This window comes from Vogesella sp. (assembly GCF_046297735.1).
In the GTDB taxonomy this organism is placed as follows: Bacteria; Pseudomonadota; Gammaproteobacteria; order Burkholderiales; family Chromobacteriaceae; genus Vogesella; species Vogesella urethralis.
This window is the reverse complement of the sequence record NZ_JBKBHK010000003.1, coordinates 46,554-73,127: the sequence shown is the minus strand read 5'-3', so window position 1 is coordinate 73,127 and position 26,574 is coordinate 46,554. Positions and strand designations below refer to the sequence as shown.

Here is a 26,574-nt window from a genome sequence, read left to right as displayed (position 1 = left end):
TGCTGGCAATGCGGCCAGTGTAGGATGCTTGCCCATCCATGCCGTCTTCATTACTCTTTCTGTTTTGTTTCCCCTTGCGATTGCCCTGACATGATGCCGATACACAACATTCGCAGTCTTGCGCGGCAGTTGCCTGCCGGCTTGCCGCTACTGGCTGCTGCGCTGGCGAGTTGGTGGCTGGTCGCCACCGCCACCCAGCTGCTGGCACCGTCTGCGCCTGCTTTGCGTACGCTGGACATGCCACAACCGCAGGCCGCTGCTGGCAGCGTGGCACAGCAAGCCTGGTTCGGTAGCAGTCAGCAGGCCGTGGCCCAGGCTGCGCCGCCGTTGCAGGTACTGGGCGTGCTGGGCGGCGGCCACGGCTCGCGGCAGGACTTTGCCATCGTGCTGGAAAACGGCCAGATGCTGCCTTTGCGCATGGGCGAGCAGTCGCCCGGCGGCTGGTGGCTGCGCAAGGTGGATGGCCGCGGCATCGTCATTCAGCAGCAGGGGGGCGGAGAGGTAAGGGTGGCGCTGGAGCGAACCCCTGCCACGGCTGTACCGCAGACGCTGCCTGCTACCAGTAGCAGCATGGTGCCGATATCGCCACCGCAGCAAACTGTGCCGGTGGTCCCCCCTCAGTACCTGCAGGCCGCGCCGGTTGACGGTAGCCAGGCATCACCACCACGCGCCGAACCCATCAACAAGGATTGACTGCGGCGCGAGGGTTTATCGAAACCCCGGCGCGGCGTTAGGCTGGCGCTTCCGCTGGCGCGGTGACTGTTTACCGTACTGACACAACACAAACAACAACGACAACACTCATGATGCAGATAGCACGATTGGCCGGTGCCCTGGCGCTGGTATTTGCTTGCCAAGCCTATGCCGCGCCGGACGAGCCGGTAATGCTGAACTTCGTCAACGTCGACATCGACACCGTGGTGAAGGCTATCGGCGATATCTCCGGTAAAAACTTCGTGCTGGACCCGCGGGTAAAGGGCACGGTCAATATCGTGTCGGCCCGGCCGGTACCGCGCGAGCTGTCTTACCAGATTCTGCTGTCCAGCCTGCGCATGCAGGGCTTTACGGCGGTGGAAGGCGATGGCGTGATCAAGATCGTGCCGGAGGCCGATGCCAAGCTGCACGCCCGGGTGGGCAATGCGCGCCGTGGTGACGGCGACCGCCTGATCACCAAGGTGTTCATCCTGCGCCACGGCAGCGCCAACCAGCTGGTGCCGGTAATCCGCCCCCTCATTTCGCCCAACAACACCGTGGCGGCCATGCCGCAGGCCAACGCCGTGGTGGTGACCGACTACGCCGACAACATCCGCCGCATCGAAGCCATCATCGACAGTATTGAAAGCGCCAGCGCCGCCGATACCGTGGTGCTGCCGGTGAAGTACGCGTCGGCAGTGGAAATGGCCAGCCAGCTGAACAAGCTGATGCAGGAAGCCAGCACCGGTGCGGCCAACGCTGCCGATGGCGGCCGTATCACCATCGTGCCCGACCTGCGCAGCAACAGCCTGCTGGTGCGCGCCGATACCGCCGGGAGGCTCAGCAAGATCCGCAGCCTGCTGACGCTGCTGGACCAGCCCAGCCAGGCCGGCGCCAACGTGCGCGTGGTGTACCTGCGCAACGCCGAAGCCAGCCGCGTGGCGCAGACGCTGCGCAGCCTGCTGTCCAGCGAGGCGGGCAGTAACCAGGCGTCAACTACGCCGGCGGCCAACGCCGGCAACAACACCGCGCAGGCCAGCAAGGCCGCCGACAACAATAGCGGCCCGCTGGGCAATATGATCCAGGCCGACAGCGCCAGCAACGCGCTGATCATGAACGTGCCGGACGCCATGTACCAGAACCTGCGCAACGTCATCGACATGCTGGACCGTCGCCGCGCCCAGGTGTTTGTCGAGGCGCTGGTGATGGAGGTGTCGGCCGAGCGGGCGCAGGAAGTGGGTATCCAGTGGCAGTCGTTGTCCGGCTTGGGTAACGGCGGCACCAGCGTTATCGGCGGCACCAACTTCCCCGGCACCAGCAACCCCGGCATTCTCAACGTGGCTACCGGTGGTACTGCCGGCATCAGCGCGCTGGCCGGCAGCAGCGGCATGACCATCGGCATCAGCAAGGGCACGGTCAATATTCCGGGTGTTGGCCAGGTACTGAACCTGGGCTTGCTGGCGCGGGCACTGGAAAAAGAAGCCGACGGCAACGTGCTGTCCACACCGAACCTGATGACGCTGGACAACGAAGAAGCCAAGATCGTTATCGGCCAGAACGTGCCCTTCCTTACTGGCAGCTATAGCAATACCGGTAACGCTAGCGGTAGCGGTAACAGCAGCGTGTCGTCGCCGTTCCAGACCTACGAACGCAAGGACGTGGGCCTGACGCTGAAGCTGACGCCGCAGATTTCCGAAGGCGGCCTGGTGAAGATGAAGATCCTGCAGGAGGTATCGTCGGTAGAGGAGACCAGCCGCAACAACCCGGCCGGCCTTACCACTAACAAGCGCGCCATTGAAACCACAGTGACGGTAGACGACGGCAGCATCGTCGCCATCGGCGGCCTGATCCAGGAGTCGGTAAGCGACGGCGAAAACAAGGTGCCGCTGCTGGGCGACCTTCCCGTCTTGGGCTGGCTGTTCAAATACCAGCAGAAGCAGCGCAAGAAAACCAACCTGATGGTGTTCCTGAAGCCCACCATCCTGCGCGATGACGCCGCGGCGCGAAACGTGGCCGGCGACCGCTACGACTACGTGATCGGCGAGCGCCAGCGCCAGGACGGCAAGCTGCCGCTGAATGCGGCCGATGCCTACCAGTCCACCCCAGCCGGCGGCCTGCTGCAACAGCTGCAGCAGCGCGGCCAACTGCCGCTGCCGGGCAATAGCGGCACGGTAGCGCCATGAGCGTGGCCCGCCACCCGGTGCTGGGTTTTGCCTTTGCCCGCAGCCAGCGCATCGTGCTGGAAGACGGCCCCGACGGCCGCGTCCTGCTGCTGGACGATGCCACGCCGCCGGCCGCCATCAGCGAGGTGCTGCGCCTGCACGGTGCGCCCGATCTGGTTGAAACGTTGGCCGCCGACGAGCTGGACCGTCGCCTGTCCAGCCTGTACGCCAACCGCAGCGACGGCGCCGCCGGCGTGGTGGACGATATCGGCGACAGCCTGGACCTGAACGCGATGGTGGACTCCCTACCTGAGGTGGAAGACCTGCTGGAGTCCGAAGGCGACGCGCCCATCATCCGCATGATCAACGCGCTGCTGACGCAGGCGCTGCGCGACGGCGCCTCCGACATCCACATCGAAGCCTTCGAAGACCGCAGCCTGGTGCGTTTCCGGCTGGACGGCACGCTGCGCGACGTGGTGACGCCGCACCGCGCGCTGCACGCCGCCATGGTGTCGCGGCTGAAGATCATGGCCAGCATGGACATCGCAGAAAAGCGGCTGCCGCAAGATGGCCGCATCTCGCTGCGGCTGGGCGGGCGCCCGGTGGACGTGCGGGTATCCACGCTGCCCACCAGCCACGGCGAGCGCGTGGTGTTGCGGCTGCTGGATAAAGAAGCGGCGCGGCTGGACCTGGCCACGCTGGGCATGGCCGCCGATACCTTGCAGCAAGTGGACGGCCTGATCCGCCAGCCGCACGGCATCTTGCTGGTGACCGGCCCCACCGGCTCCGGCAAAACCACCACGCTGTACGCCGCGCTATCGCGGCTGGACGCGCGCCACACCAACATCATGACGGTGGAAGACCCGGTGGAATACCACCTGGACGGCGTCGGCCAGACGCAGGTCAACGCCAAGATCGACATGAGTTTTGCCAAGGCGCTGCGCGCCATCCTGCGCCAGGACCCGGACGTGGTGATGATCGGTGAAATCCGCGACCTGGAAACCGCGCAGATCGCCGTGCAGGCCTCGCTCACCGGCCACCTGGTGCTGGCCACGCTGCACACCAACGACGCTGCCAGTGCCATTACGAGGCTGACCGACATGGGCGTGGAGCCCTTCCTGCTGGCGTCCAGCCTGCTGGGCGTGATGGCACAACGGCTGGTGCGCCGCCTGTGCCCGCAGTGCAAGCAGCCGCACCCGCTGCCGCTGGATGGCGAGCCGGGCGTGCGGCATTACCGCCCGGTGGGCTGCCCGGCGTGCAGCAACAGCGGCTATCGCGGCCGTTACGGCGTGTACGAGCTGCTGCAGGTGGACGACACGCTGCAAAAGCTGATTCACGACCGCGCCAGCGAAGCCGAACTGCGCGCCCACGCGCTGTCGTGCGGCATGCGCAGCCTGCGCGACGACGGTCTGCGCTGGGTACGCGGCGGCGAAACCAGCCTCGAAGAAATCCTGCGCGTGACGAGGAGCTGAGTTGGCCGCATTCAAGTACACCGCCCTCGACGCTGCCGGCAAGGAGCACAGCGGCCTGCTGGAGGCCGACTCCGCTCGCGCTGCCCGCGCCCAGCTGCGCGAGCGTGGCCTGTTGCCGCTGGAAATCGACAGCGTGGCTGCCCCGCGCAGTGGCCACTCGCTGCTGGCGCGTGGCCTGCCGCGTGCCGAGCTGGTGATGTTCACCCAGCAGTTGGCCACGCTGCTGGACGCCGGCCTGCCGCTGGAGCGCGCGCTGGCCGCCATCACCGAGCAAAGCGAGCACCCGCGCACCCGTGCCGTGCTGGCTCAGGTGCGCAGCGACATCCTGGAAGGCAAATCGCTGGCGCAGGCGTTGGCCGGGGCGCCGGCCGTGTTCAACAGCCTGTACCGTTCGCTGGTGCAGGGCGGCGAGCAATCCGGCTACTTGGGCGAGGTGATGGCCAGACTGGCGCATTACCTGGACCAGCGCCAGCACACGCAGCAGAAAGTGGCGCTGGCCATGGCTTACCCGGCGGTAGTCACCGTGGTGGCACTGCTGGTGGTGGGCGGGCTGATGGCGTACGTGGTGCCGCAGGTGGTGAGCGTGTTTGCCCAGAGCAAGCAGACGCTACCGCTGCTGACGCGCATGCTGGTGGCCAGCAGCCACTTCCTGCGCGATTGGGGCGTGGTGTTGCTGTTGCTGCTGGTGGCTGCCGCCGCAGGGAGCTGGCGCCTGTTGCAGGTGCCGGCCCTGCGCCGCGCCTGGCACGGCCAACTGTTGCGCCTGCCGGTGATCGGCCGCCTGCTGCAGGCGCTCAACACCGCACGCATGGCCAGCACGCTGTCGATTCTGGTGGGCTCCGGCGTGCCGTTGCTGACTGCGCTGGACACCGCGCGCGGCATTGTCAGCCTGATCCCGATGCAGGACGCACTGACCGACACCATGAACAAAGTCCGCGAGGGCACGGCGCTGTCGCGGGCGCTGGGCAGTACGCGCCAGTTTCCGCCGGTGCTGATCCACCTGATCGGCAGCGGCGAAGCCAGCGGCCGCTTGGCCGACATGCTGGATCGCGCCGCCGTCCAGCAGCAGCAGGAAGTGGAACGCAAGCTGGCCACCTTCACCACGCTGATGGAGCCGCTGCTGATTCTGGTGATGGGCGGGCTGGTGCTGCTGATCGTGATGGCCATCATGATGCCGATCATCGACATGAACCAGATGGTGAGGTAATGCCATGACGCCAATAGATCTTGAACGTACCGGCCGCTTGCTGGCAGAGGAGCAACGGCTGCTGGCCGAGGCGGTATCGCCGCCGGCAAGCCTGACGCTGGCTGCCTTGCTCTGGCCTTTGCTGTTGCAGCTGGCCGCGCTGGCGTGGTTGTACGCGCAGCGCCACAGCGTGGCCGAACCCGTGCTGTGGCTGGCCTTGCTGGCCCTGCCGTTGCCGTTGGCCCTGTCGTTACGGCTGTGGCGCTGGCAGCGCTACGCCCGCCAGCAAACGCAGCTGGCCGTTTGCCGCCGCCAGCTGGCCGAACGGTATACCGGAGCCACGCCATGCTGACCCCCGCCGCTGCCCGCCAGTTGGCCGCCTATAACCGCTGGATGAACGACAAACTGTACCAGGCTGCCGCCATCCTGCCGGACGAGGTATTGCACGCCGAACGTGGTGCGTTTTTCGGTTCGCTGTTCGGCACGCTCAGCCACATCGTGGTGGGCGATACCGTCTGGCTGCGCCGCTTCGCCAGCTTGCCTGTCGGCGCCGACGTGCTGCAGCCGCTGCTGGCGTGGCCGCAGCCGGCGGCACTGGACGCCCGGCCTGCGGCCAACCTTGCCGAGCTGGCCGCGCTACGCCAGCAGCTGGATAGCTATATCGAGCAATGGGCCGCCACGCAGGACGAGCGCGTGCTGGCGCAAGACCTGGCCTACCGTTCGATGCGCGGCGATGCCTGCGTCAAGGCGCTGGGCGGCGTACTGCTGCATTTTTTCAACCACCAGACCCACCATCGTGGCCAGGCCAGCACCCTGCTGAGCCAGGCTGGCGTGGACGTGGGCGTGACCGACTTGCTGGTGTTGCTGCCGGATACGGCGGCGCACCGCAACTGATATCAGGCCGGCCACCGTTGCCGGCCATCCATGCACAAGGGAGCTAACATGAAACGCCTCAAACCCGCCGCCCAGCGCGGCTTTACCCTGATCGAGATCATGGTGGTCATCGTCATCCTCGGCGTGCTGGCCGCGCTGGTGGTACCCAAGGTGATGAGCCGCCCAGACGAGGCGCGCATCGTGGCCGCCAAGCAGGACATCGGCGCCATGATGCAGGCGCTCAAGCTGTACCGGCTCGACAATACCCGCTACCCCACCACCGAGCAGGGCCTGCAAGCGCTGGTGAGCAAGCCGGCCAGCGGCCCGGCGCCGAAAAACTGGAAGCCGGGCGGCTACCTGGAGCGCCTGCCGAACGACCCGTGGGGCAACCCCTACCAGTACGCGTCGCCGGGTAGCCACGGCGAGGTGGATATCCTCAGTCTGGGCGCCGACGGCGAGCCGGGCGGCGAGGGCAACGACGCCGATATCGGCTCCTGGGCGCTGTAAACCGGCATGCTGTGCGCAGGCTGCGGCCAACGTTGGCCGCAAGGCGGCTTCACGCTGATCGAGGTGATGGTGGTGTTGCTCATCATCGGCGTGATGGCGACCACGGTCAGCTTCAGCCTGCGCCCGGACAGCCACCGCCAGCTGGAAGACGAAAGCTACCGGCTGGCCCGCATTCTGGAACAAGCCGTGGACGCCGCCGAAATGGGCGAGGCGCTGGCGCTGGACTGGCAAGCCGACGGCGCGCACTGGCGCGTGGCCGACAGCCAGGGCGGCTGGCAGCCCAGCCGCGACGCCTTCTTTGCCGACCGCCCGTTGCCGGAGGGCTTGCGCGGTGACGGCCTGCTGCTGGACGGCAAACCGGCCAGTGGCGCCATCCTGCTGTGGCAAGACGGGCGCCCGCCGGCGCTGGCTATCCAGCTGCGTGCCGAAAGCGGCGCGCGCAGCATCCAGCTGTCGCCGGTGGGTACCGTCACGGTGGAGGCCGCGCCATGAGGCGGCAGCACGGTTTCACCTTGTTCGAGGTGTTGGTGGCGCTGGCCATCATGGCGGTGGCTTTGTCGGCGCTATTGCGCGCCGGCGGCGTGGCTGCCGACAATAGCGAACAGATGAAGCAGCGCATGATCGCCAGCTGGGAGGCACAAAACCAGCTGGCACTGTTGCAGGCACAGCGCGAATGGCCCGGCCCCGGCCTGCAGCAAGGCGAAACCGACAGCGACGGCCGCCGCCTGCGCTGGGAGCGCGAAGTCAGCGACACCCCTAACGGCAACTTTCGCAAGGTCGTCATCCGCGTGCTGCAGCCCGGCGCCCAGCGCTACGTGCTGGCCGAGATGACCGGCTTTGTGCGCAACCCGGCGGTGCAACCATGAAGCGGCAAGCCGGGCTGACCCTGATCGAGATTCTGGTGGCGATGAGCCTGCTGGCCATCCTCACCGTGATGGGCTACCGCGCCTTCGGCAACCTGCTGAACGCGCGCGAACACATCATGCAGACCGGCGAGCGCTGGATACAGCTGGCGCGGGTGCTGCGCCGCGTCGAGGCCGACCTGCAGCGCCTGCCGCGGCAGCCGGCTTCCGACGACAGCGGCCAACCCCAGGCCGTGCTGCAACTGCAGGGCGATGGTCAGGGCCAGGCGCTGCAGTTGCAGCTGGCGTCGCAGCGCTACCCGGACGGCGAGGAGCGCGTGTGGTACCGCGCCGGCGCCGGTTTGCAGTGGCTGGCCGGCCCGTCCGGCAGTACCCCCGCAACCGGCAGCCTGCCGCTGCTGGCCGGCGATTACCGCATCAGCTGGCGTGTGCTGGCGGCTAACGGCCAGTGGCACACGCAGTGGCCGCCGGCCGTGATCAGCGAGCGGCCGCAGGCGCGGGCGCTGGAAATGCGCGTGGCAATGCCGGGCGACGAAGCGGTGCGCCGCGTCTGGGCCTTGCCATGAAGCGGCAGCAACAGGGCATGGCCATCATCATGGCGCTGCTGATCGTGGCGCTGGCCGCCACTGCTGCGGCAACGGTGCTATGGCAGCAAAGCCTGTGGTGGCGCCAGGCCGACAACGACCGTGCCCGCGCCGATATCCGCCTGATTGCCGATGCCGGTACCGGCTGGGCCGGCGACATCCTGGCCTTCGACGCGCGCAGTAGCGGCGCGGTGGATTACCTTGGCGAGTTGTGGGCGCAGCCGCTGCCGCAAACCGAAGCCGAGCAGACGCGCATCAGCGGCCAACTGTCCGACGCGCAAGGCCGCTTCAACGTGCGAAACCTGATGCAGCAGGACGGCAAGCCGGACGAGCTGCAAGCCCAGCTCTACCGCCGCTTGTTGCAGCAGCTGCAATTGCCGGCAGCGCTGGCCGACACCTTGCTGGACTGGCTGGACGACGATAACGACGCCCGCGCCCAAGGCGCCGAGGCCGACTGGTACGCCGCGCTGCCCGCACCGTACGCCATTCCGCCGCTGGCCAGCCTGCGCCGCGTCGAGCAGCTGCGCTGGGTCAAGGGCTATACGCCGCAGGTGCTGGCTACGCTGGCACCGCACCTGGCGGTGCTGCCGCAGCGCACCGCCATCAACGTCAACACCGCCAGCCTGCCGCTGCTGATGGCCCTGGTGCCGGGCCTGGGGCGCGGTCAGGCGCAGGCGCTGGCGAATCAGCGGCAGAGCAACTATTTCAAGGATCGCGCCGATTTCGGCCTGCGTCTCACCGGCGGGCTGACCCCGCTGGCGGTGGACTACGGCGTGCGCAGCGATTTCTTCCTGCTGGACAGCACCATCCGTCACCCGCGCAGCGTGCTGCGGGTGCAGGCGCTGCTGCAGCGTAACGAACAAGCCAGCAAGGTGTGGTGGCGCGACGAAGGCGTCGTGCCGGCCGCAGCGGCAGGCGCGGGGGAACCATGAGTGTATTGAGACTGTATTGGCGGCCGGGCTGGCCCGATAGCGAGCCCGGCTTGCCGTGGGCCTTGCTGGACCGCCACGGCCAGTGCCGCGAACAGGGCGACGGCCCGCCGTCGGCGTGGCCGCGCAGCGAGCAGCTGGAGCTGGTGTTGCCGGCTGGCCGCACGCTGTTCATCGCCGCCAGCCTGCCGGCCGGGCGCGAGCTGAAGCCGGCCGTGATCGGCTACGCGCTGGAAGAACAGCTGGGCAACGACCCGGCGGCCAACCTGTACGCGCCGGGCGAGCGGCTGCCGGATGGCAAACGGGTGGTGGGGGTGTGCGAGGCGGCGCCGGTGCGCCGCGCGGTGGCCATGCTGCGCCAGCTGGGCCGGCTGGCCGATCGCATCGTGCCGGAAGAACACCTGCTGCCCGTGCCCGCTGCCGACGGCTGGGTGCTGGCGCAGGGCGAGCACGGCTATTTGCTGCGGCAGCCGTACGGCCAGGCCGGCTTCTTGCCGGCGGCCAGCGTCGGCCTACTGCTGCCCCGGTTGGCCGCCGCGCCGGCCCCGGCCAGCATTACGCTGTTGGGCGAGGCGCCGGCCGGTTTGCCGGCGGTCGAGGTGCAAGCGCTGCCGCGCTGGCAGTGGCAGCTCGGGCGCCATCAGGGCGTCAATTTTGCCCAGGGCGAGCTGGCGGCAGACCGCCAGTGGCGTGCGCTGGCACCGCTGCTGCGCCGCAGCGGGTTGATTCTGGGTGCGCTCATCCTGGCGCAGACGGCGCTGGTGTGCGGCCAGTGGGGCTGGTACGCGTGGCAAAAGCGCAGCCTGCAGCAGGACATCCGCCAGCTGGTGCAGCCGTGGGCACCGCAGGCGGTGGCCGGGAGCAGCGCCTTGCCGATGCTGCGCGCAGTCGACCGCCTGCGCCTCAGTCGCGGCCTGCCGGCGCGCGACGATGCAGTGGCGGCCATGGCGCAGCTGGCTGCCGTCAGCGGCGGCCAACTGCAGCTGGCTCAGCTGCGGTATGAGGCTGGCCGCCTGGCGTTCGTGGCGCCGACGCTGGCACCCGAGGTGGCCGCGCGCTGGCGCGAGCAACTGGCGGCGCGGCAGTGGCTGCTGAGCTCGGCGCAAACCGAGCAGGGCCAGCGCGAGTGGATACTGACAAGGAAGCCGTAATGCAGAACCTGATCAATCAAGGCCGACAGCGCTGGCAGCAGCTGTCGCAGCGCGAGCAGCGCCTGTTGCTGCTGATGGCCATCGTGCTGGGCGGGGCGTTGTTCTATGTGGCGCTATGGGAGCCGGCGCATCGCCAGTCGGCCAGGCTGGCCGCCTCGGTCGCCGGCTTGCAGGCCGAGAAACAGCTGGTGGCGACGCTGGCCAGCGAGGCACGCGGGCTGAAGCCGCAAGCCGAAGTGGCGCCGTTGGCCGCCGCCGAGCTCAAGCTGATGCTGCAACCGCTGTTGCAGCAGGCCGGGCTGGGTAACTTGCAGTTGGCGGAAGAGGGCGGTTTTGGCGTGCGCGTCAGCGGCGAGGTGGCGTTTGACGACTGGGTGAAAGCCACCGGTACGCTGGCGGCACAGCAAGTGCGCATACTGCGCTTGCAAGCCGATGCCGCCGGCCCGGGGCGGGTGAAGCTGGACGCGGTGCTGGCGCACGCCGGGGGGGAAGCATGAGGCGTGGTGCGTGGCTGATGCTGCTGCTGGTGGGCAGCGCTTCTTTACTGGCCCATCTGCCGGCCAGCCTGCTGGACGCACGGCTGGCGGCGGCTACTGGCCAGCGTTGGCGGCTGGCGGCGGCCAGTGGCACCGTGTGGCAGGGCGAGGGGCAGTTGATGTACGTGGCGGCGTCGGGCGAGGTGCTGCCGATGTCACGGCTGGCGTGGCGCTGGCAACCCGCCGCCTTGCGGCAGCTGGCACTGGGCTGGCAGATCGATAGCGACGGCACGATAGCCCAGGCGCGGCTGCAGTGGGGCGGTGTGACGGTGGAAAACCTGCAGCTGCAGGTGCCGGTGGCGGCGGTGACCGCCTTTTCGCCACGCTGGCACAGCGCGCGGCTGGGTGGCATGCTGCAGCTGAACGTACCGCAGTGGCAGCTGGCCGGTGGCCAGGTGCAAGGCGTGGCGACGCTGGGCTGGCAGGCGGCCAGCTCGCCGTTGTCGCGACTGCAGCCGTTTGGCAGCTATGCGCTGGACGCGCAAGGGCAGGGCAGCCAGGTACTGCTGACCCTGCGTACCGTGCACGGCCCGCTGCAAATGCAGGGGCAGGGCAGCTATAGTGGTAACGGCCTGCAGTTTGCCGGCACCGCTGCCAGCGAGGCGGCCGATTACGAGGCGCTGAAACCGGTATTGCTGATGCTGGGGCAGCCCAACGGGCCCACCAGCGTGGCCTGGCAGCTGCGTTGACGTTTTCGTCAACTGTGCCTGCCGGACAGGTTGGCCGCAGCAAGTGCCTGTTTTTGTTGATAAGCGAAAAATTGTTCCGCCAAAACCATTGAAAAAACAGAAAATCGGGTTATAATCGAAAAGTTTAACCGAACGGGACAAGCGCTACGGCGTGGTGTCCCGTTTGTTATATAAAGCGATTCAAAAGACCATTATTCAGGAGCCAGCCAGTGACAACCGTACCCGCGATTCTAGCCTTGGCTGACGGCACCCTTTTCAAAGGCGTTGCCATCGGAGCCAGCGGCCACACCGTCGGAGAGGTGGTATTCAATACCGCCATGACCGGTTATCAGGAAATCCTCACCGATCCGTCCTATACCCGGCAAATCGTCACTCTGACCTATCCCCATATTGGAAACGTCGGCGCCAACTCGGAAGATACCGAGTCCGGCGCCGTTTTTGCATCCGGCCTGATCATTCGCGATCTGCCGCTGTTGCACAGCAACTTCCGTTCGGAAGATTCGCTGTCCGATTATCTGGTGAAGAACAACGTTGTCGCCATTGCCGACATCGATACTCGCAAACTCACCCGCATCCTGCGCGAAAAAGGTGCCCAGGCCGGTTGCATCATGGCCGGTGACATCGACGAAGCCCGTGCCGTTGAACTGGCCCGCGGTTTTGGCAGCATGGCAGGCCAGGATCTGGCCAAGGTGGTGAGCTGCAAGGAAAGCTATAGCTGGAACCTGCGCGAGTGGCGCCTGGGCCAGGGCTACACCGAACAGACCGACACCCCGTTCCACGTGGTGGCCTACGACTTCGGCGTCAAGCACAACATCCTGCGCATGCTGGCCGAGCGTGGCTGCAAGCTGACCGTGGTGCCGGCCCAAACCCCGGCCAAGGACGTGCTGGCGCTCAACCCGCACGGCGTGTTCCTGTCCAACGGCCCGGGCGACCCGGAACCGTGTGACTACGCCATCAGCGCCATCCGCGAGATCCTCGACACCAAGCTGCCGGTATTCGGCATTTGCCTGGGTCACCAGCTGCTGGGCCTGGCCAGTGGTGCCAAGACGTCCAAGATGAAGTTCGGCCACCACGGTGCCAACCACCCGGTGCAGGACCTCGACAGCGGCCGCGTGATGATCACCAGCCAGAACCACGGTTTCCAGGTAGACGAATCCAGCCTGCCGGCCAACGTGCGTGTGACGCATCGTTCGCTGTTCGACCAGACCGTGCAGGGCATTGCGCTGACCGACCGTCCGGCGTTCTCGTTCCAGGGCCACCCGGAAGCCAGCCCGGGCCCGGAAGATGTCGCCTACCTGTTTGACCGTTTCATCGCCGCCATGGCCGAACGCGCCTGATCGGGAGACCATCATGCTGGGCATTACCGACCTCACCACTTACATCCTCGGCACCATTTTCATCATCCTGCTGCCGGGGCCCAACTCGATGTACGTGCTGTCCGTCGCGGCCCAGCGTGGTGCGCGCGCCGGCTTTGCCGGTGCCGCCGGGGTGTTTGCCGGCGACCTGATCCTGATGACGCTGGCAGCCACCGGTGCTGCCGGCCTGCTGCAGACCAACCCGGCGCTGTTTGCCATCGTGAAGTACCTGGGTGGCGGCTATCTGGCCTGGATCGGCCTGAACATGCTGAAAGGCGGCTGGCAGGCGTGGCGCCGTGCCGGCGAGCCGCAGGCGACCGCCGAAGCGCGGCAGGTCGATGCGGCCAACCCGTTCCGCAAGGCGCTGCTGATCAGCCTGATGAACCCGAAAGCGATCCTGTTTTTCGTATCGTTCTTCGTGCAGTTCGTCGATCCGGCCTATGCCTACCCGGCGCTGACGTTTGCCGTGCTGGGCGCCATCGTGCAGTGCTTCAGCCTGCTGTACCTGACGATGATCATCCTGGCCGGCAGCCATCTGGCCGATGCCTTCCGCCGCCGCCGCCGCTTGTCGGCCGCCATGGGCGGCTCGGTCGGGGCGATGTTCATCGGCTTTGGCGCCAAGTTGGCCGCAGCCAGTCTGTGAATTGAATAATTGAATTGAATTGAGCGATAACCATGCCGAAACGTACTGATATCAAGAGCATTCTCATCATTGGCGCTGGCCCGATCGTCATCGGCCAGGCCTGCGAGTTTGACTACTCCGGCGCCCAGGCGTGCAAGGCGCTGCGCGAAGAAGGCTACAAGGTCATCCTGGTGAACTCCAACCCGGCCACCATCATGACCGACCCGGACATGGCCGACGTGACCTACATCGAGCCGATTACCTGGCAAGTGGTAGAGAAGATCATCGCCAAGGAGCGCCCGGACGCGATCCTGCCGACCATGGGCGGCCAGACCGCGCTGAACTGCGCGCTGGACCTGGCGCGTAACGGCGTGCTGGAAAAATTCAACGTTGAGCTGATCGGTGCCACCGAAGACGCCATCGACAAAGCCGAAGATCGCGGCCGCTTCAAGGAAGCCATGGCCAAGATCGGCCTGTCCTGCCCGCTGTCTTTCGTGTGCCACACCATGGAAGAATCGCTGGAAGCCCAGGCCAAGGTGGGTTTCCCCACCCTGATCCGCCCGTCGTTCACCATGGGTGGTTCCGGCGGCGGCATCGCCTACAACAAGGAAGAATTCCTGGCCATCTGCGAGCGCGGCTTTGAAGCCTCGCCCACCCACGAGCTGCTGATCGAGCAGTCGGTACTGGGCTGGAAAGAGTACGAGATGGAAGTGGTGCGTGACCGCAACGACAACTGCATCATCATCTGCTCGATCGAAAACTTCGACCCGATGGGCGTGCACACCGGCGACTCCATCACCGTGGCCCCGGCGCAAACGCTGACCGACAAGGAATACCAGATCATGCGTAACGCCAGCCTGGCGGTACTGCGTGAAATCGGTGTGGATACCGGCGGCTCCAACGTGCAGTTTGCGGTGAACCCGGATACCGGCGACATGATCGTCATCGAGATGAACCCGCGTGTGTCGCGTTCGTCCGCGCTGGCGTCCAAGGCTACCGGCTTCCCGATTGCCAAGATCGCCGCCAAGCTGGCCGTGGGCTTCACCCTGGACGAACTGAAGAACGACATCACCGGCGGCGCGACCCCGGCCTCGTTCGAACCGTCCATCGACTACGTCGTGACCAAGATCCCGCGTTTTGCCTTCGAGAAATTCCCGCAGGCTGACGACCGTCTGACCACCCAGATGAAGTCGGTAGGCGAAGTGATGGCCATGGGCCGCACGCTGCAGGAATCGATGCAGAAAGCCCTGCGCGGCCTGGAAACCGGCCTGTCCGGCTTCGACCCGCGCAGCACCGACGAAGCGGCCATCCGCCACGAGCTGGGCTCCCCGGGCCCGGACCGCATCCTGGCCGTGGCCGACGCCTTCCGTATCGGCCTCAGCCGCGACGAAATTTTTGCCATCAGCAAGATCGACCCGTGGTTCCTGGCGCAGATCGAAGACCTGATGGGCGAAGAAAAAGCGCTGGCCGGCCGCAAGGTAGACAGCCTGAGCTACGACGAGCTGCGTCGCCTGAAGCGCAAAGGCTTCTCCGACCGCCGTCTGGGCGAGCTGCTGGGCACCGACCAGGCCGCCGTACGCGCGCACCGCTGGGCGCTGAAACTGCACCCGGTGTACAAGCGCGTGGACACTTGCGCCGCCGAGTTCGCGACCAACACTGCCTACATGTACTCCACCTACGAGGAAGAGTGCGAAGCCCAGCCGACCGATCGCAAGAAGGTGATGGTACTGGGTGGCGGCCCGAACCGTATCGGCCAGGGTATCGAGTTTGACTACTGCTGCGTGCACGCTGCGCTGAGCCTGCGCGAATCCGGTTTCGAGACCATCATGGTCAACTGCAACCCGGAAACCGTGTCTACCGACTACGACACCTCCGACCGCCTGTACTTCGAGCCGCTGACGCTGGAAGACGTGCTGGAAATCTGCCGCATCGAAAAGCCGTTCGGCGTGATCGTGCAGTACGGCGGCCAGACCCCGCTGAAACTGGCGCGCGCGCTGGAAGCCAACGGTGTGCCTATCATCGGTACTAGCCCGGACATGATCGACGCCGCGGAAGACCGCGAGCGCTTCCAGCAGCTGCTGAACGACCTGGGCCTGAAACAGCCGCCGAACCGCACCGCGCGCAACCCGGTGGACGCCATGCGTCTGGCCGAAGAAATCGGCTACCCGCTGGTGGTGCGCCCGTCCTATGTACTGGGCGGCCGCGCGATGGAAATCGTGCACGAGCCGGCCGACCTGGAACGCTACATGCGCGAAGCGGTAAAAGTGTCCAACGACAGCCCGGTACTGCTGGATCGCTTCCTGAACGACGCCATCGAAGTGGACGTGGACTGCCTGTCCGACGGCAGCGACGTAGTGATCGGCGGCATCATGCAGCACATCGAGCAAGCCGGTGTGCACTCTGGTGACTCCGCGTGCTCGCTGCCGCCGTACAGCCTGTCGGCCGAGCTGCAGGACGAGATTCGCCGCCAGACTGAAGCGATGGCGCGTGCGCTGAATGTGGTGGGCCTGATGAACGTGCAGTTCGCCATCCAGGGCACCACCATCTACGTACTGGAAGTGAACCCGCGTGCCTCGCGTACCGTGCCGTTTGTGTCCAAGGTAAGCGGCGCGCCGCTGGCGATGATCGCTGCCCGTGCCATGGCCGGCATCAGCCTGAAAGAGCAGGGCTTCACCAAGGAAGTGGTACCGCCGTACTACGCGGTGAAAGAAGCGGTGTTCCCGTTCATCAAGTTCCCGGGGGTGGATACCATCCTGGGGCCGGAAATGAAGTCTACCGGCGAAGTGATGGGCGTTGGTCGCACCTTCGCGGAAGCCTACGTCAAGGCCCAGCTGGCGGCCGGCGACAAGCTGCCGCGTACCGGCAAGGTGTTCTTGTCGTTGCGTCAGGGCGACAAGGAAGGCGGTATTGAAGTAGCCCGCGAGCTGCAACAGCGCGGCTTCGGCGTGTGTGCTACTCGTGGTACCGCCAAGGCGCTGGCCGATGCCGGCATCGTGGTGCAAGTGGTGCACAAGGTGAACGAAGGCCGTCCGCACATCGTGGACCTGATCAAGAACGGCGAAATCGACGTGGTGGTGAACACCGTGGACGAAAAACGCCAGGCGATCCAGGACAGCCACGCCATCCGCCGCAGCGCGCTGCAGATGCGTGTGCCGCAGTACACCACGCTGGCCGGTGCCAAGGCCGCGTGTGCCGGTCTGGCCCACGTGGACGCCTTCGATGTGTACAGCGTGCAGCAGCTGCACGCCAGCCTGAAGGGTTGATACGGCGTCACGTGCGGCCAACCTTTGAACCGCACGTGAAATCCCGTTACAATTCCGGCTGACACCAACGTCCTGCCAAGCCGCCGTCTCGTACGGCGGCTTACGCTTTTATCATGGGGCCGCCAGAGGCCCCCGGAGAATAGACACATGATCAAAGTCCCGTTGACCGTACGTGGAGCCGAAATGCTCAAGGCCGAGCTGCAACGCCTCAAGAGCGTAGAGCGTCCGTCGGTGATCGAGGCCATCGCCGAGGCACGTGCCCAGGGCGACCTGTCGGAAAACGCCGAGTACGAAGCCGCCAAAGAACGCCAGGCTTTCGTGGAGGGCCGCATCGCCGAGCTGGAAGCCAAGGTTTCCAACGCGCAGATCATCGACCCGACCGAGCTGAACGCTGACGGCCGCGTGGTGTTTGCCGCCACCGTCAAGCTGCTGGATCTGGAAAGCGACGAAGAAGTGACCTACCAGATCGTGGGCGACGACGAAGCCGACATCAAGGAAGGCAAAGTGTCGATCAATTCGCCGATCTCGCGCGCCATGATCGGCAAGGAAGCTGGCGACGTGGCCGAAGTGATGGCCCCGGGCGGCATCCGCGAATACGAAATCCTGGACGTACTGTACATCTGAGCCTGAGGCCGGCCGCGCTGGGTGCGGCCAACCTTGAGCAAGCATGATCAAGGGGAAAGCATGAACGGTTTGCGCGCCATCGCCCGGACTTTCTGGATCGGGGGCATGTGGGTCATCGGCATCATCGTGACGCCGGTGCTGTTTGCCGCACTGGATAAAGTGACCGCCGGCATGGTGGCGGGCAGGCTGTTTGCCGCTATCGCCTGGGTGGGCCTGGTGTGCAGCGTGTTCCTGATGGCGGATTACGTCATGCGTCAGGGCGCGCGCGGCCTGAAACAGGCACCGTTCTGGCTGCTGCTGGGCATGCTGGCCTGCATCGTCATCAATCACTTCGGTGTGACGCCGATGATTGCGGCACTGAAGGCGCAGATGAACCAGGCGGCCGAGGGTTTGTTTGGCGGCGGTTTCGCTACCTGGCACGCCATCTCCAGCCTGATCTATCTGGTACAGAGCCTGATGGGCCTCGCGTACCTGCTACGCAGCGATAACTGACGCGCAAACGAAAAGCGGTGGCATGCCACCGCTTTTTGCTGGGTTACCGGGCCGGCTTACGGGCGGGCCTTCAGCGCTTTCTTGCTCTTGGGCAGATCGATCAGCTTTTTGTCCGACGGGCGGTACAGCACCAGCAGTTTGCCGATGTGTTGCACCGGTGCCGCGCTCAGGTCGTTGCAGATCTGTTCGTACATGGCAACGCGGGCATCGCGGTCGTCGCCGAGCACGCGGACTTTGATCAGCTCGTGGGCGTCCAGGCTGATGGCGATTTCACGGATCACGGAGTCGGTCAGGCCGTTGTTGCCGATCATTACCACCGGGTTCAGCGAATGGGCCAGACCTTTCAGATAAGTACGCTCGACGGCTGTCAGTTCAATTTTCATGTAACGCTTCAAGTTTCAGATTAAAAAACGATTTTACTAAAAAACGGGGTTGGTTCACAGGGTTAAACCGCATTCCCTGCCCCGGCTTGGCCGAGAGTGCCGTTATAGCTGGCATTCGGGCGTATTGTATTTATAGTTCCCGATAGGGAAAGCGACAGAAAACAGGAAACAAGCATGGCGCGCAGCACTTCCAGCAATGTATGGCTACAGGAACACGTCAACGATCACTACGTGCACATGGCCAAGAAAGACGGCTACCGTGCCCGTGCAGCCTACAAGCTGCTGGAGATCAACGAAAAAGATAAATTGATCGGCCCGGGAACCGTGCTGGCCGATCTGGGGTCTGCTCCGGGGAGCTGGTCGCAAGTGGCGGCACGGTTGGTGGGTGACAAGGGTAAGGTGTTTGCACTTGACATCCTGCCAATGGACCCGATTGCCGACGTCTCTTTCATTCAGGGCGATTTCCGTGAGCAAGAGGTACTGGACGAATTTGTTACCTTGCTGGGCGGTCGTCAACTGGACCTTGTAATTTCCGACATGGCCCCCAATATCTCCGGCATGAGCACCATGGATCAGGCTCGCAGCTTTCACCTGACCGAACTGGCGCTGGAGTTTTCCCGTGATCACCTGAAACCCGGCGGCCATTTTCTGGTCAAGGTATTTCAGGGTAGCGAATTCCAGGCTTACCTGAAGTCCATGCGCGAGCTGTTTACCGAAGTGGTAACGCGCAAACCCAAGGCTTCTCGTGATCGCTCCAGTGAAATTTACCTGCTAGGCAAGAGTCGTCGCTGACAGTCGGCCATGCGGGGGTTACAATCAAACCAAATACATCTCTAGCCAGGGCACATAGGAGCACGCTCTTGTGAACAATATCGGTAAAAACATCGCAATCTGGGTCATCATCGGGCTGGTACTGATGACGGTCTTCAAGCAGTTCCAGACCCGTGAGCCGCAAAACGCGCTCGAATACTCGCAATTCATCAGCGACGTAGAAACCGGCAAGGTGCAGGCACTGACCATCGAAGGCAACCCGCTGCGCGGGCAGATCATTCGTGGCAAGCGTACTGACGGCACCCAATTCAGTACCTACGCGCCGCTGGATACCAAGCTGGTAGACGTACTGATCCAGAACAACGTGCGCTTCTCGGCCAAGCCGGAAGAAGAGCCGTCTATGCTGATGAACATCTTCATCAGCTGGTTCCCGATGCTGCTGCTGATCGGCGTATGGTTCTTCTTCATGCGCCAGATGCAGGGTGGCGGTAAAGGTGGTGCCTTCTCGTTCGGCAAGAGCAAGGCGCGCATGCTGGATCAGGATACCAACACCGTCACTTTTGCCGACGTGGCCGGTTGTGACGAGGCCAAGGAAGAAGTGAAGGAGATCGTCGATTACCTGCGCGATCCTACCAAATACCAGAGCCTGGGCGGCCGCATCCCGCGCGGTATCCTGCTGGCAGGCAGCCCGGGTACCGGTAAAACGCTGCTGGCCAAGGCCATTGCCGGCGAAGCCAAGGTGCCGTTCTTCAGCATCTCCGGTTCTGACTTCGTGGAAATGTTTGTCGGTGTCGGCGCCTCCCGCGTTCGCGACATGTTCGAGCAGGCCAAGAAGAATTCACCGTGCATCATCTTCATCGATGAGATCGACGCGGTCGGCCGCCAGCGTGGCGCTGGCCTGGGCGGCGGTAACGATGAGCGCGAACAGACGCTGAACCAGTTGCTGGTGGAAATGGATGGTTTTGAAACCAACCAGACCGTGATCGTGATTGCTGCTACCAACCGTCCGGACGTGCTGGACCCGGCACTGCAACGTCCGGGCCGTTTCGACCGCCAAGTGGTGGTGCCGCTGCCGGATATCCGTGGCCGCGAGCAAATCCTGAACGTGCACATGCGCAAGGTGCCGATTGCTGCCGACGTCAATGCCCAGGTCATCGCCCGTGGTACACCCGGTTTCTCTGGTGCCGATCTGGCCAACCTGGTGAACGAAGCAGCGCTGTTTGCCGCTCGTCGCAACAAGCGCCTGGTAGACATGCCCGATTTCGAAGACGCCAAGGACAAGATCTTCATGGGTCCGGAACGCCGCTCCATGGTGATGTCCGAAGACGAGAAGCGTGCTACCGCTTATCACGAGTCCGGTCATGCCGTGGTGGCCAAGCTGTTGCCGGGTACAGATCCGGTACATAAGGTCACCATCGTCCCCCGTGGCCGTGCGCTGGGTGTTACTTGGCAGCTGCCGGAGCGTGACCGTACCAGCCTGTACAAGGACCAGATGCTGAACCAGCTGTCTATCCTGTTTGGCGGTCGTATCGCGGAAGACCTGTTTGTTGGCCGCATCTCTACCGGTGCTTCCAATGACTTCGAGCGTGCTACCAGTATTGCTCGCGACATGGTGACCCGCTACGGCATGTCCGACAAACTGGGCCCGATGGTGTACGGCGAAAACGAAGGCGAAGTGTTCCTTGGCCGCTCGGTGACTACCCACAAGAACCTGTCGGAAGCCACCATGCAGCAGGTTGACCAGGAAATCCGCCGCGTCATCGACGAGCAGTACGCCTTGGCTTACAAGTTGTTGTCGGAAAACCGCGACATCGTGGAAGCCATGACTGCGGCACTGATGGAGTGGGAAACCATTGATGCTGACCAAGTCAATGACCTGATCGATCGCAAGCCGCCGCGTCCACCGAAACCGGGTGCCGGTTTTGCCCCGCCAGAGCCGAAACCGCCGGCACCGCCGGCACCGGAAGCCAGCGCCACCCCGGCGCAAGAACTCTGATCCGGCAACTATTGCCAGCCACGGAGCCGCAGCTTAAGCTGCGGCTCTTTTGTTTGTGGATGCCTGCCATGTCTGCTTTTGCCTGCGGCCGCTTTACGCTGGATCTGACCCGCCCCCTTGTAATGGGGATTGTCAACGTGACACCGGATTCATTTTCGGATGGTGGGCGTCACGACACAGTCGCTGCTGCTGTGGCTCATGCACGCCAACTGCTAGCCGAAGGCGCAGATATTCTCGATATCGGTGGCGAGTCCACGCGCCCCGGTGCCGCCTATGTCAGCCCGGAGGAGGAGCTGCAGCGTGTGATGCCGGTCTTGCGCGAGCTGGTGGCGCTACAGGTGCCGCTGTCGCTGGATACCCGCCGCACCGTGGTGATGCAGGCGGCGTTAGCCGAAGGTCTGGTGGACTTGATCAACGACGTGTCGGCGCTGGAGGACGAGGGGGCTTTGGCGTTGTTGGCCGTGGCCAACGTTGGTGTGTGCCTGATGCACAAGCAAGGCAACCCGGACACCATGCAACTGCGGCCTGATTACCTTGACGTGGTGGACGAAGTGGGCGATTACCTGTCTCGTCGTGTGCAATTGTGCCTCGATGCCGGCATGGCGCGTGAACGACTGCTGATCGACCCCGGTTTCGGTTTTGGCAAGACTTTGGCGCACAATCTGGCACTATTGCGTGCCTTGCCGCAGCTGATTGCGCGTAGCGGGGTGCCCTTGCTGGCTGGCTTGTCGCGCAAGAGCATGTTGGGTGCCATCACCGGCGAACAGGCTGCCGACCAGCGCCTGGGTGCCAGCGTGGCAGCGGCCACGCTGGCCGCGCAAAATGGTGCACGCATTCTGCGCGTGCACGACGTGCAGCCAACAGTGCAGGCACTGCAAGTACTGGCCGCCCTGGAAAGCGCGGCCTGATTTGCGCCTCATCACGCCATGTCAGGTGCAATAGGGTTAAAATCAGTCATGGTTTTTTTACAGAAGGACGTGCGATGACGCGCAAGTATTTTGGTACCGATGGTGTCCGCGGCGAAGTGGGCAAGTTTCCGATTACGCCGGAGTTCGCGCTGCGTTTGGGTTACGCTGCCGGTAAAGTATTGGTCGATCACGAGCACGAAGAACATCCTACAGTCATTATCGGCAAGGATACGCGCATCTCCGGCTATATGCTGGAAGCTGCCCTGCAAGCCGGTTTCACCGCCGCCGGTGTCAACGTGCTGCTGACCGGCCCGCTGCCGACGCCGGGTATCGCCTACCTTACCCGTGCTTTGCGCCTGTCTGCCGGGGTGATGATTTCTGCCTCGCATAACCCGTTTCAGGATAATGGCATTAAGTTTTTTGCCAAAGGGGGCAAAAAGCTGGACGACGCACTGGAGCTGCAGATCGAAGCCATGCTGGACCAGCCGATGCAGACCAGCACGTCGCGCGATCTGGGGCGTGCCAAACGCATTAATGGTGCCGATCAGCGTTATATCGAATTCTGCAAGAGCACCTTCCCCAACGAGCTGGACCTCAAAGGCCTGAAGCTGGTGGTAGATTGCGCCCACGGCGCTACTTACCACATTGCACCGCAGGTATTTCACGAGCTGGGCGCCGAGGTGATTGCCATCGGTAACCAGCCGAATGGTTTCAACATCAACGACGGCGTCGGTGCCACCCATCCGGAGGCGGTAGCCAAGGCGGTTCGCGAGCACGGTGCCGACTTCGGCATCTCGCTGGACGGCGATGGCGACCGTCTGATGATGGCTGACCGCGACGGTAATTTGTACGACGGCGACCAACTGATCTACGTAGTAGCCAAGGCGCGCGCTGCGCGCGGCCAACTGGCTGGCGGTGTGGTGGGTACCGTGATGACCAATATGGCGATGGAACTGGCGCTGCAGCGCCAGGGGGTGCCGTTTGCTCGCGCCAAGGTGGGTGACCGCTACGTACTTGAGCTGCTGGGGCAGCATGGCTGGCAGGTTGGCGGTGAAGCCTCCGGCCATATCCTGTGCCTGGACAAGCACTCCACCGGTGACGGTATCATCTCTTGTTTGCAAGTACTGGCTGCGGTCAAGGAGCTGGGTTGCGAGGTGGCCGCCATTTGTGCCGACTGGGCGCCATTCCCGCAAAAAATGATCAATGTGCGCCTGAATGGCCAGGACTGGAAAGCCGCCAGTGCCGGCCCGCTGCGAGAGGCTGAAGCGGCCTTGCATGGCCGTGGCCGCGTGGTACTGCGCCCGTCCGGTACCGAGCCGGTAGTACGCGTGATGGTGGAAGCAGACGATGCTGCGTTGGCGAATGACTGGGCAAGCCGTATCGCTGCCGCCATCGAAGCGGCCTGAGCGCTGCCCGTGAGTAAAAAATACCGGCTGCGGCCGGTTTTTTTACGCCTGCGGCCAACCGGGCCGCCAAATAAAAACGCCTTGCCAGCGTGGCAAGGCGTAAAAGGCGGTAGCGTGGCTGCGATTACTTCCACACGTCCTTGTAGATTTTGGCCTGGATTTCCGGGTATTGCTTCACGTCGAATACCGGTTTCTCCTTGCCCGCTTTCAGCTGTTGCTGGTAGTCCTTCAGCAGAACGAATACATACTTGGACAGCAGGACGATAGCAACCAGGTTGATCAGCGCCATTACCCCCATAGCCAGGTCGGCCATGTCCCATACCAGCGGCGAGCTACCGATGGCACCGAATGCCACCATGAACAGCACCAGCAGGCGGAAAGCCAGCATCACAACCTTGTTGTTCTTGATGAACTCGACGTTACCTTCTGCGTAAGCGTAGTTACCGATGATGGAGCTGAAGCAGAACAGGAACAGCGCAACGGCCAGGAAGTGGCCACCCCAGTTACCCAGTGTAGCGTTCAGCGCAGCCTGGGTCAGTTGTACGCCTTTCAGTTCGGCACCCGGTACATAGGCACCAGACAGCAGCACGATAAAGGCGGTGCAGGAGCACACGATGATGGTGTCGATGAATACACCGAACATCTGGATGATGCCCTGGCTAGCCGGGTGAGCGGTGGTTGCCGCCGCCGCTGCGTTCGGTGCCGAGCCCATACCGGCTTCGTTGGAGAACAGGCCGCGCTTGATGCCCATCATCATCGCTTGGCTCACTGCGTAGCCGGCAAAGCCGCCGGCAGCTTGCTCCAGACCGAAGGCGCTCTTCACGATCAGCATGAAGATGGCCGGTACTTCAGACAGATTGGTGAAGATCACGAACAGCGTCATGCCCAGGTAGATGGCAGCCATCACCGGCACCATCCACTCGGCCACCTGGGCCACTTTGCGGATACCGCCAAAGATGATCGGTGCGGTGATCAGGACCAGGCCGACAGCGACCAGGTTTTTGTCCCAGCCCCAGGCGCCTTCGGTAGCGGCCACGATGGAGTTGGCTTGTACTGCATTGAACACCAGGCCGAAAGCGATGATCAGCGAGATGGAGAACGCAATGCCCAGCCAGCGCTGGCCCAGGCCCTTCTGGATGTAGTAAGCCGGGCCACCACGGAAGGTACCATCGTGATGGTTCACCTTGAACAGTTGTGCCAAGCTGGACTCGGCAAAGGCGCTGGCCATACCCAGTAGAGCGGTCATCCACATCCAGAATACGGCACCCGGGCCGCCCAGGGCGATGGCGGTAGCTACGCCGGCGACGTTGCCGGTGCCCACGCGGCTGGCGAGGCCGGTGGCAAATGCCTGGAACGAGGAAATATCAGTACCCTGGCTGTTATGGCTGCGGCCACCCAGCATTTCCTGCCAGCCGCGTTTCAGCAGGCGGATTTGCATGAAACCCATGCGTACGGTAAAGAACGCGCCGACGCCGATCAGGATGTAGATCAGCAGCTGGCCCCAGATCAAATCATTGCCTGCGTTGACCAGGCTATGGAGAGCTTCCATTCGGGACTCCTCAAGAATGAAGGTGTTGTTGAACGCCATTACAATGGTCTTGGTTTTATTCGATAGAGAAACAAGCTCTTTCGAGGGGCGCCATCATAGCTTATTTGTCGATTGTATGCGCTCAAAAATGAAAAAAATGACAGCAAAAGCAACGATTTAACTTAGCATATTACTGATATTGAAATTAATTGTTCGATAATGAAACAGTGGGGTGGCGGTGAATGACTGTGGCGCCAATGTCGACAACGTCTAGTAGCGCCTGTGGTGGAGCGGTGGAGGTATGGCAGTGCGAATGGCAAGCAGCTCAATTGCCGAACAGGCGGGTCACCAGCGCGCGTACGCGCGGTGCGCCGATCAGCACCAGCGGGAAGGCACAGCTCCAGGCCAGCAGCCAGGCGTGTAGCCAGCGGCTGACAAAGCCGTTATCCAGGCCGGTATTGATGGCGGTGAGAATGCCGGACATGAAAAAGGCCATGTAACCGGACATGAACAGGGCGAACAGCAGCGCGTGTTTGCGGGTAGGCATGATGGCGTAACAGTGAGGTAGTGGGGCCAGTATCTTAGCCAGCCCGCAGCGGCAGTGCCAGCGGGCGGCCACCGTGCCGGATCCCCAGACGTAAAAAAACCGGGCTGCAGCCCGGTTTGCCGGCAGCGTCCTCCTTGCTGGAGGGCTGCTGGGTGTCTACCCCGTCGTCCCTGTCGAGATACCAGTCGTCCAGCTCGGCCAGCAGTTGCTTGCGGCCGGCAAAGCGTGCGCTGCTGGCGCTGCGCTGGTGGGCGCCGCCTTTCTTTAGCAGCGGGCTGTGCGCAAACGGGTTGCGCGGTTTGATGGTGGTCATGCTCACTCCGCAAGGTTGGCCGCAGGCGGCCGTGGTGCACGGCAAGCGCATGGCAAGCCGTGCCATAAGCAAGGTTAGGCCTGGGTAATCAGGCTGGCTACCTTGGTGGTAATGATGTCTACCGCCGGGTCGTTGGCGCCGTGCGGCAGGATCACGTCGGCAAAGCGTTTGGTCGGCTCGATGAACTGGTTGTGCATCGGGCGCACCGTGCTCAGGTATTGGTCGATCACGTTGTCGGTGGTGCGGCCACGTTCGGCGATATCGCGCTTCAGGCGGCGGATGAAGCGCACGTCCGGGTCGGTATCGACAAAGATTTTCAGCGACATCATCTCGCGCAGCGCCGCGTCGTACAGCGGGAACAGCCCTTCGATGACGATTACCGGTGCCGGTTGCACGGTGACGGTGGCTTCGCTGCGGGTGTGCTTGGCAAAGTCGTACACCGGCATCTCGATGGCGCGACCGTTACGCAAGTCGTCGATATGTTCGATCAGCAGGGGCCAGTCGAAGGCGTGCGGGTGGTCGTAGTTGGTGGCCAGGCGCTGCTCGAAAGTGAGGTGGCTCTGGTCGCGGTAGTAATAGTCCTGCACGATTACGGCCGCCATCTCGGTGCCGATGGTTTCCAGCACCTTGCGGGTCACCGTGGTTTTGCCGCTGCCGCTGCCGCCAGCGACGCCGATGATGAACGGAGTCGACATAATCCCTTGCCTGTAAAGCGAAAAAA

At 63.8% G+C, this 26,574-nt stretch carries 28 protein-coding genes; 23 read left to right on the top strand and 5 right to left on the bottom strand.

The annotated features are described in order from the left end of the window. Nucleotides 1–90 precede the first annotated feature (90 nt). The 19 genes from ACK4FZ_RS04810 to ACK4FZ_RS04720 all read left to right on the top strand — a co-directional run bounded on the left by ACK4FZ_RS04810 (nt 91) and on the right by ACK4FZ_RS04720 (nt 18,001). Nucleotides 91–693 (top strand): hypothetical protein, encoded by a 603-nt coding sequence (locus tag ACK4FZ_RS04810; RefSeq protein ID WP_409818510.1) that lies wholly within the window; start codon nt 91–93, stop codon nt 691–693. Between the two features lie 110 nt (nt 694–803). Further along, entirely contained in the window at nt 804–2,876 is a 2,073-nt protein-coding gene (gene gspD / locus ACK4FZ_RS04805; RefSeq protein ID WP_409818509.1) for a type II secretion system secretin GspD, read from the top strand. Further along, entirely contained in the window at nt 2,873–4,327 is a 1,455-nt protein-coding gene (gene gspE / locus ACK4FZ_RS04800) for a type II secretion system ATPase GspE (protein ID WP_409818508.1), read from the top strand. Before gspD ends, gspE begins: the two co-directional genes overlap by 4 nt. A gap of 1 nt (nt 4,328) precedes the next feature. Beyond that, the gene (gene gspF / locus ACK4FZ_RS04795) at nt 4,329–5,534 is read left to right on the top strand and encodes a type II secretion system inner membrane protein GspF (protein ID WP_409818507.1); all 1,206 of its coding nucleotides are present in this window, start codon (nt 4,329–4,331) and stop codon (nt 5,532–5,534) included. 4 nt (nt 5,535–5,538) lie between these two features. Beyond that, on the top strand, nt 5,539–5,865 hold the full coding sequence (locus ACK4FZ_RS04790) for a hypothetical protein (protein WP_409818505.1): 327 nt from the start codon (nt 5,539–5,541) through the stop codon (nt 5,863–5,865). Further along, on the top strand, nt 5,859–6,407 hold the full coding sequence (locus tag ACK4FZ_RS04785) for a DinB family protein (RefSeq protein WP_409818504.1): 549 nt from the start codon (nt 5,859–5,861) through the stop codon (nt 6,405–6,407). Before ACK4FZ_RS04790 ends, ACK4FZ_RS04785 begins: the two co-directional genes overlap by 7 nt. Nucleotides 6,408–6,455: 48 nt before the next feature. Continuing rightward, nucleotides 6,456–6,893 (top strand): type II secretion system major pseudopilin GspG, encoded by a 438-nt coding sequence (gene gspG / locus ACK4FZ_RS04780; protein WP_170252294.1) that lies wholly within the window; start codon nt 6,456–6,458, stop codon nt 6,891–6,893. A gap of 6 nt (nt 6,894–6,899) precedes the next feature. After that, a complete protein-coding gene (locus ACK4FZ_RS04775) occupies nt 6,900–7,385 on the top strand; it encodes a type II secretion system protein (RefSeq protein ID WP_409818502.1) in 486 nt (161 codons plus the stop codon). Next, nucleotides 7,382–7,759: a type II secretion system minor pseudopilin GspI gene (gspI, locus tag ACK4FZ_RS04770; RefSeq protein WP_409818500.1), complete on the top strand. Its 378-nt coding sequence runs from the start codon at nt 7,382–7,384 to the stop codon at nt 7,757–7,759. The genes ACK4FZ_RS04775 and gspI overlap by 4 nt, the downstream gene beginning before the upstream one ends. Continuing rightward, nucleotides 7,756–8,322, top strand: a complete 567-nt coding sequence (locus tag ACK4FZ_RS04765; RefSeq protein WP_409818499.1) for a type II secretion system protein GspJ — start codon at nt 7,756–7,758, stop codon at nt 8,320–8,322. Before gspI ends, ACK4FZ_RS04765 begins: the two co-directional genes overlap by 4 nt. Further along, nucleotides 8,319–9,272 carry a type II secretion system minor pseudopilin GspK gene (gene gspK, locus ACK4FZ_RS04760; RefSeq protein ID WP_409818497.1) on the top strand — a complete coding sequence of 318 codons (954 nt, stop codon included), beginning with the start codon at nt 8,319–8,321 and terminating at the stop codon, nt 9,270–9,272. Before ACK4FZ_RS04765 ends, gspK begins: the two co-directional genes overlap by 4 nt. Next, on the top strand, nt 9,269–10,420 hold the full coding sequence (gspL, locus tag ACK4FZ_RS04755; RefSeq protein ID WP_144372957.1) for a type II secretion system protein GspL: 1,152 nt from the start codon (nt 9,269–9,271) through the stop codon (nt 10,418–10,420). Before gspK ends, gspL begins: the two co-directional genes overlap by 4 nt. Next, a complete protein-coding gene (gene gspM, locus ACK4FZ_RS04750) occupies nt 10,420–10,917 on the top strand; it encodes a type II secretion system protein GspM (protein ID WP_144372956.1) in 498 nt (165 codons plus the stop codon). Before gspL ends, gspM begins: the two co-directional genes overlap by 1 nt. Beyond that, nucleotides 10,914–11,645, top strand: a complete 732-nt coding sequence (gene gspN, locus ACK4FZ_RS04745) for a type II secretion system protein N (protein WP_409818495.1) — start codon at nt 10,914–10,916, stop codon at nt 11,643–11,645. Before gspM ends, gspN begins: the two co-directional genes overlap by 4 nt. Before the next feature lie 209 nt (nt 11,646–11,854). Next, nucleotides 11,855–12,982, top strand: a complete 1,128-nt coding sequence (gene carA, locus ACK4FZ_RS04740) for a glutamine-hydrolyzing carbamoyl-phosphate synthase small subunit (protein WP_409818493.1) — start codon at nt 11,855–11,857, stop codon at nt 12,980–12,982. Nucleotides 12,983–12,995: 13 nt separating this feature from the next. Then, complete coding sequence (gene leuE / locus ACK4FZ_RS04735; protein WP_409818492.1) at nt 12,996–13,643, top strand: leucine efflux protein LeuE; 648 nt, start codon at nt 12,996–12,998, stop codon at nt 13,641–13,643. Nucleotides 13,644–13,675: 32 nt separating this feature from the next. Then, entirely contained in the window at nt 13,676–16,885 is a 3,210-nt protein-coding gene (gene carB, locus ACK4FZ_RS04730) for a carbamoyl-phosphate synthase large subunit (protein WP_409818491.1), read from the top strand. Between the two features lie 147 nt (nt 16,886–17,032). After that, entirely contained in the window at nt 17,033–17,509 is a 477-nt protein-coding gene (gene greA / locus ACK4FZ_RS04725; RefSeq protein ID WP_144372948.1) for a transcription elongation factor GreA, read from the top strand. A gap of 60 nt (nt 17,510–17,569) precedes the next feature. Then, complete coding sequence (locus ACK4FZ_RS04720; RefSeq protein ID WP_144372947.1) at nt 17,570–18,001, top strand: DUF4149 domain-containing protein; 432 nt, start codon at nt 17,570–17,572, stop codon at nt 17,999–18,001. A 56-nt stretch (nt 18,002–18,057) separates the two neighbouring features. Here ACK4FZ_RS04720 and yhbY read toward each other — a convergent pair whose 3' ends face one another. Beyond that, nucleotides 18,058–18,384, bottom strand: a complete 327-nt coding sequence (yhbY, locus tag ACK4FZ_RS04715) for a ribosome assembly RNA-binding protein YhbY (RefSeq protein ID WP_144372944.1) — start codon at nt 18,382–18,384, stop codon at nt 18,058–18,060. A 174-nt stretch (nt 18,385–18,558) separates the two neighbouring features. Here yhbY and ACK4FZ_RS04710 point away from each other — a divergent pair, with 174 nt between their 5' ends. The 4 genes from ACK4FZ_RS04710 to glmM all read left to right on the top strand — a co-directional run bounded on the left by ACK4FZ_RS04710 (nt 18,559) and on the right by glmM (nt 23,465). Further along, nucleotides 18,559–19,176 carry an RlmE family RNA methyltransferase gene (locus ACK4FZ_RS04710; RefSeq protein ID WP_409818490.1) on the top strand — a complete coding sequence of 206 codons (618 nt, stop codon included), beginning with the start codon at nt 18,559–18,561 and terminating at the stop codon, nt 19,174–19,176. 70 nt (nt 19,177–19,246) lie between these two features. After that, on the top strand, nt 19,247–21,151 hold the full coding sequence (gene ftsH, locus ACK4FZ_RS04705; RefSeq protein ID WP_409818489.1) for an ATP-dependent zinc metalloprotease FtsH: 1,905 nt from the start codon (nt 19,247–19,249) through the stop codon (nt 21,149–21,151). Between the two features lie 68 nt (nt 21,152–21,219). Continuing rightward, nucleotides 21,220–22,059 (top strand): dihydropteroate synthase, encoded by an 840-nt coding sequence (gene folP, locus ACK4FZ_RS04700; protein ID WP_409818487.1) that lies wholly within the window; start codon nt 21,220–21,222, stop codon nt 22,057–22,059. Nucleotides 22,060–22,133: 74 nt separating this feature from the next. Beyond that, nucleotides 22,134–23,465: a phosphoglucosamine mutase gene (gene glmM, locus ACK4FZ_RS04695; protein WP_409818486.1), complete on the top strand. Its 1,332-nt coding sequence runs from the start codon at nt 22,134–22,136 to the stop codon at nt 23,463–23,465. Nucleotides 23,466–23,589: 124 nt separating this feature from the next. On the opposite strand, the gene ACK4FZ_RS04690 is transcribed toward glmM, so the two are convergent. The 4 genes from ACK4FZ_RS04690 to udk form a co-directional block, all read right to left on the bottom strand. After that, the gene (locus tag ACK4FZ_RS04690; RefSeq protein ID WP_409818484.1) at nt 23,590–25,014 is read right to left on the bottom strand and encodes an alanine/glycine:cation symporter family protein; all 1,425 of its coding nucleotides are present in this window, start codon (nt 25,012–25,014) and stop codon (nt 23,590–23,592) included. A gap of 304 nt (nt 25,015–25,318) precedes the next feature. Then, on the bottom strand, nt 25,319–25,540 hold the full coding sequence (locus ACK4FZ_RS04685; protein ID WP_144372935.1) for a DUF2798 domain-containing protein: 222 nt from the start codon (nt 25,538–25,540) through the stop codon (nt 25,319–25,321). A gap of 34 nt (nt 25,541–25,574) precedes the next feature. Continuing rightward, on the bottom strand, nt 25,575–25,853 hold the full coding sequence (locus ACK4FZ_RS04680) for a hypothetical protein (RefSeq protein WP_409818482.1): 279 nt from the start codon (nt 25,851–25,853) through the stop codon (nt 25,575–25,577). Between the two features lie 74 nt (nt 25,854–25,927). Continuing rightward, nucleotides 25,928–26,548 carry a uridine kinase gene (gene udk / locus ACK4FZ_RS04675; protein ID WP_409818481.1) on the bottom strand — a complete coding sequence of 207 codons (621 nt, stop codon included), beginning with the start codon at nt 26,546–26,548 and terminating at the stop codon, nt 25,928–25,930. Nucleotides 26,549–26,574 lie beyond the last annotated feature (26 nt).

What these genes read in the sequence shown, in the direction of transcription:
- ACK4FZ_RS04810 (WP_409818510.1), top strand. Translation starts at nt 91, where the DNA reads ATGATGCCGATACACAACATTCGCAGTCTTGCGCGGCAGTTGCCTGCC.
- gspD (WP_409818509.1), top strand. Translation starts at nt 804, where the DNA reads ATGATGCAGATAGCACGATTGGCCGGTGCCCTGGCGCTGGTATTTGCT.
- gspE (WP_409818508.1), top strand. Translation starts at nt 2,873, where the DNA reads ATGAGCGTGGCCCGCCACCCGGTGCTGGGTTTTGCCTTTGCCCGCAGC.
- ACK4FZ_RS04790 (WP_409818505.1), top strand. Translation starts at nt 5,539, where the DNA reads ATGACGCCAATAGATCTTGAACGTACCGGCCGCTTGCTGGCAGAGGAG.
- ACK4FZ_RS04785 (WP_409818504.1), top strand. Translation starts at nt 5,859, where the DNA reads ATGCTGACCCCCGCCGCTGCCCGCCAGTTGGCCGCCTATAACCGCTGG.
- gspG (WP_170252294.1), top strand. Translation starts at nt 6,456, where the DNA reads ATGAAACGCCTCAAACCCGCCGCCCAGCGCGGCTTTACCCTGATCGAG.
- ACK4FZ_RS04775 (WP_409818502.1), top strand. Translation starts at nt 6,900, where the DNA reads ATGCTGTGCGCAGGCTGCGGCCAACGTTGGCCGCAAGGCGGCTTCACG.
- gspI (WP_409818500.1), top strand. Translation starts at nt 7,382, where the DNA reads ATGAGGCGGCAGCACGGTTTCACCTTGTTCGAGGTGTTGGTGGCGCTG.
- ACK4FZ_RS04765 (WP_409818499.1), top strand. Translation starts at nt 7,756, where the DNA reads ATGAAGCGGCAAGCCGGGCTGACCCTGATCGAGATTCTGGTGGCGATG.
- gspK (WP_409818497.1), top strand. Translation starts at nt 8,319, where the DNA reads ATGAAGCGGCAGCAACAGGGCATGGCCATCATCATGGCGCTGCTGATC.
- gspL (WP_144372957.1), top strand. Translation starts at nt 9,269, where the DNA reads ATGAGTGTATTGAGACTGTATTGGCGGCCGGGCTGGCCCGATAGCGAG.
- gspM (WP_144372956.1), top strand. Translation starts at nt 10,420, where the DNA reads ATGCAGAACCTGATCAATCAAGGCCGACAGCGCTGGCAGCAGCTGTCG.
- gspN (WP_409818495.1), top strand. Translation starts at nt 10,914, where the DNA reads ATGAGGCGTGGTGCGTGGCTGATGCTGCTGCTGGTGGGCAGCGCTTCT.
- leuE (WP_409818492.1), top strand. Translation starts at nt 12,996, where the DNA reads ATGCTGGGCATTACCGACCTCACCACTTACATCCTCGGCACCATTTTC.
- carB (WP_409818491.1), top strand. Translation starts at nt 13,676, where the DNA reads ATGCCGAAACGTACTGATATCAAGAGCATTCTCATCATTGGCGCTGGC.
- greA (WP_144372948.1), top strand. Translation starts at nt 17,033, where the DNA reads ATGATCAAAGTCCCGTTGACCGTACGTGGAGCCGAAATGCTCAAGGCC.
- ACK4FZ_RS04720 (WP_144372947.1), top strand. Translation starts at nt 17,570, where the DNA reads ATGAACGGTTTGCGCGCCATCGCCCGGACTTTCTGGATCGGGGGCATG.
- yhbY (WP_144372944.1), bottom strand. Translation starts at nt 18,384, where the DNA reads ATGAAAATTGAACTGACAGCCGTCGAGCGTACTTATCTGAAAGGTCTG.
- ACK4FZ_RS04710 (WP_409818490.1), top strand. Translation starts at nt 18,559, where the DNA reads ATGGCGCGCAGCACTTCCAGCAATGTATGGCTACAGGAACACGTCAAC.
- folP (WP_409818487.1), top strand. Translation starts at nt 21,220, where the DNA reads ATGTCTGCTTTTGCCTGCGGCCGCTTTACGCTGGATCTGACCCGCCCC.
- glmM (WP_409818486.1), top strand. Translation starts at nt 22,134, where the DNA reads ATGACGCGCAAGTATTTTGGTACCGATGGTGTCCGCGGCGAAGTGGGC.
- ACK4FZ_RS04690 (WP_409818484.1), bottom strand. Translation starts at nt 25,014, where the DNA reads ATGGAAGCTCTCCATAGCCTGGTCAACGCAGGCAATGATTTGATCTGG.
- ACK4FZ_RS04685 (WP_144372935.1), bottom strand. Translation starts at nt 25,540, where the DNA reads ATGCCTACCCGCAAACACGCGCTGCTGTTCGCCCTGTTCATGTCCGGT.
- ACK4FZ_RS04680 (WP_409818482.1), bottom strand. Translation starts at nt 25,853, where the DNA reads ATGACCACCATCAAACCGCGCAACCCGTTTGCGCACAGCCCGCTGCTA.
- udk (WP_409818481.1), bottom strand. Translation starts at nt 26,548, where the DNA reads ATGTCGACTCCGTTCATCATCGGCGTCGCTGGCGGCAGCGGCAGCGGC.